Source organism: Pseudoxanthomonas sp. LjRoot204_2 (assembly GCF_056175765.1).
Map to the genome: position 1 here is coordinate 1 of NZ_JBGFFG010000547.1, position 1,931 is coordinate 1,931.

The 1,931-nt window shown below is 67.5% G+C and carries 2 protein-coding genes; both read left to right on the forward strand.

What is annotated here, in order from left to right:
• The coding region (locus AC04L7_RS17700; RefSeq protein ID WP_475513567.1) for a hypothetical protein at window positions 1–591 on the forward strand (591 nt) is incomplete at its 5' end.
• Window positions 592–609: 18 nt separating this feature from the next.
• On the forward strand, window positions 610–1,931 hold a 1,322-nt coding region (locus AC04L7_RS17705; RefSeq protein ID WP_475513568.1), incomplete at its 3' end, for a hypothetical protein.

The following is a 1,931-nucleotide window of genomic DNA, read 5'->3' on the forward strand; positions in this document are numbered from 1 at the left end:
GCTCAGCGCGAGGCGCTGGGTCAGCGCCTGTTGTCCGATGACGCACTGGTCTGCGGCACCACGGTAGAAGCCAACATCGGTGGCGTGGTGATGCCCTATGGCTGGGCGATCGAGACCAACCTGTCCGATCGCTGGGGCGGCCTGAATGATGCTCCCTCCTACCGCTGGCGCAAGCCGGGCCTGGCCGTGCTGGAGCGCGACAGCGACCTGCTGACGCAGCTGCAGGGGATGATGCACGGGGAGAGCGAGTTGACGTTCATCGTCCGCAAGGAAGGCAACTTCGGCATCCTGTGCGAGGTGGAGTTCCCCACGCAGGAGTCCGAGTCCGATGGGACGCTGGACGTGCTGCCCGAAGCGGAGGTGCGCAATAGCCTGCGTGGCCACCTCGGTGCGCTCAGCGCGGAGTTCCCGCAGGTGGAGTTCTGCCTGCCCGATCCCATCAGCGGCGATATCTGTGATGGTCGCCAAGCGCTGTGGGCGTTCGTGGACGCCAAGAAGCACACGCCGGAGCTGATGGACACGCTGTGCGATCGGCTGCAGGCCATCGCCTACGGCAAGGTGGCGGAGCACACCGCTTCGGCGGCGCCCTGATCGATGGAGAACACGACGATGCGGTGGGCAGATCTTTCCGCGCACGGTGCGCGCATGGTGGTCGAGCACGCGCAGGACGCCCCTCGCCTGGTGGTGGAGAGCACCGCCGGCGGCCGCCTGTCGCCGCTGATGCACGCGCTGGGCTTCCAGGCCCAGGGCGCGGCCCGGTTCGTTCGCAACGAGCTCAGCGTCTCGCTGGGCGCTCTGCGGACGGTCTTCCCAGGCGCTGTCGAGCGCGACATGCACGAAGCGCAGGTGCTGCGTGACGCGGACCAGCTGCGTTCGCTGCGCGGCAACCTGCGACACTTCTTCGGGCCTGATGCCGACGTGGAGAACGTCCGGCTGGCCACGCCCGATCCGCGCACGGCACTGCGTGCCCGTGCCATCGCGAAGGTGCTCAACGTGGAGCCGGTGTTCATCCGCTACAGCGGGCAGGACAACCGGCTCGCTTTTGCCGGCGTGAGCGGAAAGGAACGGAGCGACAACCGCATCTACGTCAGCGTGGACAGCGAGTTCCCCACCATGGGCGTGCTGGCGCACGAGGCGGTGCACCAGATGCGCGCCCAGCAGCCGGAGCTCTATGCCGAGCTGGTGGAGCAGCTGCGTCCGGCGATCAACGCTACCGCGTGGGCGCGGTACTACCACGACCTCAAGCGCCGCAGCCTGCGTGAGGACATGCAGGTCATGGACGATGACCTGATCCGCGAAGAGGCCGTGGCAGACATCGTCGGCGACCTGCTGCTGGACCCGCATGTCTGGGAAGCGATCGACGATCGCGACCTGCTGGCTCGCTTGCTGGAGTGGTTGCAGGAGTTCATGGCCAACTTGGTGGCGATGTTCCGCCAGGCCGGCCCCGTGGTTGAAGGCAGCCTGGGCGGCCGCGAGCTGGTGCAGGACCTGCAGGCCGCGCAAGGGGCCATCGTGTGGGCGATGCAGAACTGGAAGCTGCGCACGCGCGAGTCCAACCTGGCCGAAGACCTGCAGCTGGCCTTCCGATTGGCCAGYGGGCCGGCGCCGGACCCGACCGCGGCCGAGCGCCTGCAGCAGAGCAAGGTCCGCAATGCCGATGGATCACTGCGCACGGTCTACCGCGGCCAGTACGCTGATTCGGATACGCCGGCGGCGATCGAATCCAAGCTGCCCTCCATTCCGTTCACCATCTCGCCGGACGTGGCCAGCGTCTACGCCTGCAACTCCCGCGTGTACCCGCAGGTGCCGCGCGTGAGCGCGTGCTATCTCGATATCCGCAATCCGGTGGTGCTGGGAGAGCTCGATCCCCTGGTGACGCTGCGCGAGTTCTGGGAGGCGCTGCAGCCCAGTGGAAAGGTCACGTACGAGGA